This window comes from Sphaerothrix gracilis Ecp01 (assembly GCF_030405905.1).
Classification (GTDB): Bacteria; Cyanobacteriota; Cyanobacteriia; order Phormidesmidales; family Phormidesmidaceae; genus Sphaerothrix; species Sphaerothrix gracilis.
This window is the reverse complement of record NZ_JASATW010000040.1, coordinates 22,811-29,663: the sequence shown is the minus strand read 5'-3', so window position 1 is coordinate 29,663 and position 6,853 is coordinate 22,811. Positions and strand designations below refer to the sequence as shown.

Annotated in this window: 2 protein-coding genes; both read right to left on the bottom strand. The window is 43.5% G+C overall.

Annotation, left to right across the window (positions count from 1 at the left end; genetic code table 11):
* Positions 1–656 precede the first annotated feature (656 nt).
* The gene (locus QJQ48_RS25705) at positions 657–4,169 is read right to left on the bottom strand and encodes a WD40 domain-containing protein (protein ID WP_346294108.1); all 3,513 of its coding nucleotides are present in this window, start codon (positions 4,167–4,169) and stop codon (positions 657–659) included.
* Positions 4,170–4,296: 127 nt separating this feature from the next.
* The gene (locus QJQ48_RS25700; protein ID WP_346294107.1) at positions 4,297–6,681 is read right to left on the bottom strand and encodes an NACHT domain-containing protein; all 2,385 of its coding nucleotides are present in this window, start codon (positions 6,679–6,681) and stop codon (positions 4,297–4,299) included.
* Positions 6,682–6,853: the final 172 nt, after the last annotated feature.

Below are 6,853 nucleotides of genomic sequence, written 5' to 3'. Positions count from 1 at the left end.
AGTGAATGGCTTTCGGCACAGGAATTAGCTCTCTTTCGTAGGAGATCTACCTGTGCCTTTTTCTTGCGCGGCTGACAACCTAGCTGAGCTCGCCTGGGCAAAGTCAGCTCTGTCTCACGCCGATTTTGCTAAACCCGACTACCTTGCTGTCGTCACCCGACTACCTTCACTGTCGCGCAATAAGCATGAGCGTAGTCATGGGCCAATACTCCAGTGGCTACGGTTCCACCGTAATCATTGCCCTCCTCCACATACATCCGTTTTCGGATAGGTTCTTAGAGGAGCCACAACCCTAGCCTGGGCCATTAGTCTGGGACTGTTGATCAATATCAGCGGTCGGTTTTTATTGGGTGGGGCTGGGGTAGCAGGATTGTCTGCGATCGCCTGCTCACACCTTTTTCTCCTTCACTACACTTATCCAAAATCTCTCTATCACTACTTCAATGCACATTCCCCCTCATCATCAAAAGTTGGGAAGATCCCACTTAGCCTGAAACGCGACAGTAGTGCTGATCATTTCTGACATCATCATTGCCTCAACTCAAAAAGCTAACGATGTCATTTTCTACTGTCTACTTTTGCTAAAAAAACCGCACAGCCTCACTCTTAGCTTTACAACTTAAATCTCATTGCGTATCTCGTGGGATAAGTTGATATCAACTTTCGTAATGTTCGTTGGATGAGCAGTCGATTGCGCCGAGTGCCAGCATCATACTTCGCTGTGCGTTGGTAAGACCTTGTGCCTCGTAGATATTTGTACCTTCATATAGACCCGGCAAAGGTAATATATTTGAGCATGCTCTTGTTTCAAAATCCCACAGTCGGACGCTGCTATCACCGCTGCCTGTGGCCAACCATTTTCCATCAGGACTAAAAGCAATTGAGTTGATCGCAGCAGTGTGGCCGAGAAAGGTATGAACACATTGCCTTTGCTTCATATCCCACAGTCGGACGGTCGCATCTTCACTACCAGTGGCCAACCATTTTCCATCAGGACTGAAGGCAACTGCATTAACCCAATCGTTTTGGTCGTTGAAGGCATAAGCACATTGTCGCTGTTGTACGTCCCACAGAATAATTCCATTACCACCGCCTGCAGCTAAAAATTTTCCATTAGGACTAAAAGCAACTGCATTGACCCAATCGTTGTGCCCAGTGAAAGTATGAGCACATTGCCGTCGATTTATATCCCAGAGTCGCACAGTGCCATCACCGCTGCCCGTAGCCAACCACTCTCCATTAGGGCTAAAGACGGTCGAAATAACTTCAGCCGAATGACCGTCAAATGTGTAGATACATCGGATTTGCTCAATATCCCACAATTGTAAGGTGGCATCGGCGGTGCCCACAGCCAGCCATTTCCCATTAGGGCTAAAGGCAACTGAAATTATCCAATCATTGTTGTCTTTGAAAGTATAAATACATTTCCACTGTTCAATATCCCATAGCTGCACGGTAGTATCGCCGCTGCCTGTGGCTAACCATTTTCCATCAGGACTGAAAGCAACTGTGCTGACCCAAGCTGTGTGACTATTGGAGGTATGGATGCACTGTCGCTGTCTGGTATCCCATAATTGAACAATAGCATCACGGCTGCCTGTGGCCAGCCATTTTCCATCGGGGCTAAAGGCAATTGAAATTATCCAAGCTGCGTGACCAGTAAAGGTATGGATGCACTGTTGCTGCTCAAGATCCCACAGCCGAATAGTAGTGTCGCGGCTACCAGTGGCCAACCATTTTCCATTAGGACTGAAGGCAACCGATCTAACCCATGCCGTGTGACCAGTAAAGGTATGGATACACTGTTGCTGTCCGGTATCCCAGAGACGAATAGTAGTATCGCCGCTACCTGTAGCCAAATATTTTCCATCGGGACTAAAAGCAACTGACCTCACCATCTTTGAGTGACCGATGAAGATATGGATACATCTCTGCTGCGCAACATCCCACAACCGCACGGTGGTATCGTTACTGCCTGTAGCCAAATGTTTTCCATCGGGACTAAAAGCAACTGACCTCACCATCTTTGAGTGACCGATGAAGATATGGATACATCTCTGCTGCGCAACATCCCACAACCGCACGGTGGTATCGTTACTGCCTGTAGCCAAATATTTTCCATCGGGACTAAAAGCAACTGACCTCACCATCTTTGAGTGACCGATGAAGATATGGATACATCTCTGCTGCGCAACATCCCACAACCGCACGGTGGTATCTTGACTACCCGTGGCAAACTGTTTCCCATCAGGACTAAAAGCAACTGAAATTACCCAAGCCTCGTGCCCAGTGAACGTACGAACATATTGCTGCTGTTCAATATCCCATAATCGAACACTAGTATCGTGGCTACGTGTAACTAACTGTTTCCCATCAGGACTGAATGCCACAAAATTGAAACCAGAGATGTTGCTGATGAGTGTGTAAACACAACATTGCTCCTCAATATTCCATAATCGAATGGTGGCATCGCTACTAGTAGTAGCCAACCATTTCCCATTAGGACTAAAGGCAACTGAATAAACTTGCCCAAAGGGGTACGTGAGCGCAGGCTTACAAAAATTAGTATTACTTAAATCTAGTGCGTTGAGACGTATTCCCTTCAGGTAAGCTTGCCTTAAAGTGAGCTGAGAAAAGTTAAATTGGGAAACTTCAGGTTGGGTTTGGCAAAGTATATTTAATAGATTTCCAGCTGCGTAACCCTTACGCCAGCAAGAGTTTTTTTTGATAGACAATAAGGCAGAATTTACTTGTATTTTCAGGTTGTCAAACTTAGTTATCAGTGAGGTTAAGATCAATCGAATCTGGGTTTCTCTCACATAATCTTTAGCAGTGGCTTTAATCAGAGCATGAGTATGAAAGAGATCGAACTTTTGAGTCTCTAGTTCTCTAACAATCTGTTCTATAAAGCGATCTGTGGCAAACTCCATAATCACGTTTTGTAGAGTAAATTGCTTGCCCACGGTTTCTATCAAGTAGCGATCGCTCAACCCCCTCAACGCACTCCGCACTTCCCGCTTCGTCACAGACGGCAACAAGTCTTCCATTAACTCATCTAGTCCCACGGGTTCGCGGTTAATCGCCAGCCAGAACAAGATAGAACGCTCCAAAGGAGCCAGACGAGTCAGGTGCTGATCGAGCAGACTGTGCACATCCTCAACTGCGGCCCCTTCCTCTTCCAGAAAGTCATTCACATCCCCCAAAAACTCCCGCTGAATTGCCGTGGCCACTAGATGCAATGCCTGGGGATTACCGCTATACCGACGAATCAGCTCTTGGCCTTGGGTATCCGCATCCTCTAACTCCAGGCCCTTCGTCTTCAGAATTTCCCGTCCGGCGTCAGTGTCAATACCCGTTACCGACCACAAACGCACGAGGAGGCGATTGCCCGCCATCAGAGCCAGTTCTCGCGGACATTCCCGACTGGTTAGCAGCAGACAACTTTGATGCTCCGCCTCCCCAATCCGGTGAATCAGTTCCCCATAGCCTTCATGCCCATTGCGAAACTGTCCCGTTGATTCTGCCTGTAAAATCGACTCTAGATTGTCCAGCACCAGCAAGCAGCGATATTCCCGCAAATAGTGCAGCAGGCGAATGATGCGCTCGCCCAACCGACTCGGCAAATTGATTTCCGTCTCCTGCTGATCTGAGAGAAACTGAATCAGCCGTACCAGGATTTCATCCAACGGCGGCGCTTCCCGCAGGCTGCGCCAGATCACATAGTCAAACTGCTCATAAATCTGATCTGCCAACTTTGCCGCTAATGACGTTTTGCCAATGCCGCCCATCCCCAGTAACGTCACCACTCGGCACCGCTCCTCCATCACCCACTGGCCCAGCGTCGCTACTTCCTCCGTGCGCCCAAAGAAAATCGCGGTATCGGGCTTTTCGCCCCAGTCGATTTTAGGAGCGAGGCTCGGATCAGAATTGCTAGCTTGAGACTCAGACTGTTGAGGAGATTTTTCAGCTCGGCCATAATCGGCAGTTTCTAATTCCAAATCAAATGCCCGAAAAAATGATCGCACTGAGGCTTCATCTACAGGAGCTGAAAGGTCTCGGATCTTCTTGAGGGTTTTAATACTGAGATTTGCCCGCTCCGAGAGTTCGATCTGAGTAAAATGGGCACCGAATTTCTCAATATCTTGAGCTGTCAAAATTGCTTCGCCCAATCGGCTCAGCCCATGTGGTGTCAACATAACACCCCGACAACGATTCGACCTTTGATTCATAGCTTCAAACAAAATTAATAATAATGAGTAATTCGATTCAAATAGAATTAGACTCACTCAATAGCAATTAATTCAAGTCAATATCTAGCAAAGCATTTTCAATCGCCCTTTTTATTTCAAGGCTGACAAAATCCGACAAATTGATACATATCAACAGAAGTTCGCTAGAATAGCTAAATTGTGAAATCATATCTTTCTCTCTCTGTGAAAAATTCCAATACTGATCTATTTCCAGGTATTCGTTCATAAAATCTCTTAGCTCCTGAAGCCAACCACTCCCAAACTCAGGCCACCACTTCAAAAAAGCACTTCCTAGGTCAGGAAGTTTTTTTCTAAGAAGCTCAAAAGAGTTAAAGAAGCTATATTCAAGCTGACTAGAATAATGACCTTGGGTAAATTGATTTACCTTAATTCTACTAAGAACCAACTGACAGCAATTCAACAAGCCATAGTCTAAGCTGAAAGGCTTGTCAGTCTCGTTAGCGAACGACTGATTTAAGGTGAAGCCATGGTCATAAATAACCTCTAAATATGGCAACAACTCAAGTACAAATTGCAAATATGCAACTCTCAATGCACCTGATTTCTTCTGGCTCCTTAGATAGTAAGGTTTCTGCTTTATAGAATAAATGAATGTTCGCAGCTTAGGATTACCTAAGATTGGCGCTTCAATACTTCTCTTAATCAAAATGAATGCTTCATCAGGTTTTTTCAAAATGCCGAATAGAAGAACAAAAACCTCGCGCCATTCATGATCTCCAAAATTCTTCTGGACAACTCGAAAGTTTTCTGAGAAATCAGACTTTGAAATTTTCCTTGCGACAAAGTATTCTTGAAAAGTGAGGTGAGAAAAAGAATATATATCCTGTGCTCGTTCAATAATTATTCCATGCTGAAACTCGATTTCTTTCAAAACTGATTGTGCTTCATCAGCCTTGATTCTAAGCAGATTGGCTATTTGCTCGCAAAGTTCTTCTAGCTCAAAAAGTATTCGCTGTTTTTTGCTGAACTTTTCAAATGCAATACAACTAAAAAGATTTTGCTTATCTTCTTTACTGAGCGGTTTATAAGCTTCGTTATTAACCTCTCTATGAATCCCTCTAGCTTCATCCCACTTCTCTAAAAGCAGGTCGAGACCTTTTTCATATAACTTGTGCTTTTTTTCAGGTAATTTCCCTGTATCAGAGTAGATCCAGCAAATAAGGCTTAGCAGAATTGGTGTAGTGGCTAGTTCTGCATTCCGCTTATTTTTTGGAAGATTTAGTTTATTGATAAATGAATCATGCAATTGATCTCCCTTACTTCCAAATTGAGAGACAAACCAGTTCTTAGAAAATTCACAAATCTGGGTAGAATTGAAACTAGCTATTTCGACATAAACAAACTTGTCCATCAAAAACTCAGTTGTTTGAGTTCTACAAGTAATAACAAAACGGTTCTTGTAGTAAATTTGGATAAAGAAATCTAATTCTCTTTGAACATGTTCTCTTTGGCTTTGCGAAAGTTCGTCTAAGCCATCTAACAAGATGAAAAATTTTCCTTCGCTGAATGCATTCTCAATATCTTGAACATTTTTTAAACCTGTCTCTCTGCAAATTATTTCGTTGATATTTAGTGAATTGGGATTTTCCAGACTTCTCAGTTCGATTAATATGGGAATCTTTTCCTTGAATATTTTTTCTTGACTACATGCAACTGCAAGAAATCTAAGATAAGTACTTTTGCCCACTCCAGGTTTTCCTAGAACCATTAGTCTAGGAAATTTCTTGACTGCATCAAGCCCAGATATTCTTTTTTTTCGAAGACCCAAACCTATACGTTCAAAAGAACTGATAGATGTTTCTGTCTTTACTAAGTCTGGAACAGTTGCAAATAAGCCTGATTCTATGCCTTCCAATACATAGGTGTCGACATAAATATTCTCGACACGTATTTTGTAGTGATTGAGTAATTTTATTTCACTGTAAAGGTATAAGATCTTTTCTCGACAATGGTTTCGAATGCTATCATAAAACTTATTAGAGACGCCGAGTAAAGATTCTGCTTCTTTGCTTTGAATGTTGTCTTGAACTAGATCGATTGTCTCTTTTATAGATGCTTCAAGTTTAGTATCAATATTCTTACTTGTTATATCAATGAGAATAGAAGAAAGCTTTGCGCATGTTAACTCAGTATCTGAAGTCGTTATTGATTCCTCTGGCTGACCAAAGTCTGAGGCAATTAATTCCAGACCAAAAGCCTTAAACAAATCACAGAGCGAAGCCTTGTCAACTCGGTCTCTGCAACTGCGAATTTTCTTGATTGTTTTTATGCTAAGTCGAGCTCGTTCTGAAATTTCTTCTTGAGTAAATCGCTTGCCGAATTTTACTTCGTCCTGGGCAGATGAGATCGCTGCTTCTAATCGTTTCTGACCGTGCTCGGTTAAGACAACACCGCGTTGACGATTGCTCATGACGTTGGTGCAGATGACGACTCAGGGAGATCGGGAAGTTATCGGAAATTTAGATAAGCTTGCATCGATAATATTCGATCTTTCCTGTAACTGCCTAGCCGCTGAAACAGTTGTCATAGAAGCCAACCGCAACGCTGATGCAGCACGACGGTAAAATTTCCACCAACTTTCT

Bases quoted from the DNA above. Each gene is read 5' to 3' on its own strand.
- QJQ48_RS25700 (WP_346294107.1), bottom strand. From the start codon at position 6,681: ATGAGCAATCGTCAACGCGGTGTTGTCTTAACCGAGCACGGTCAGAAA.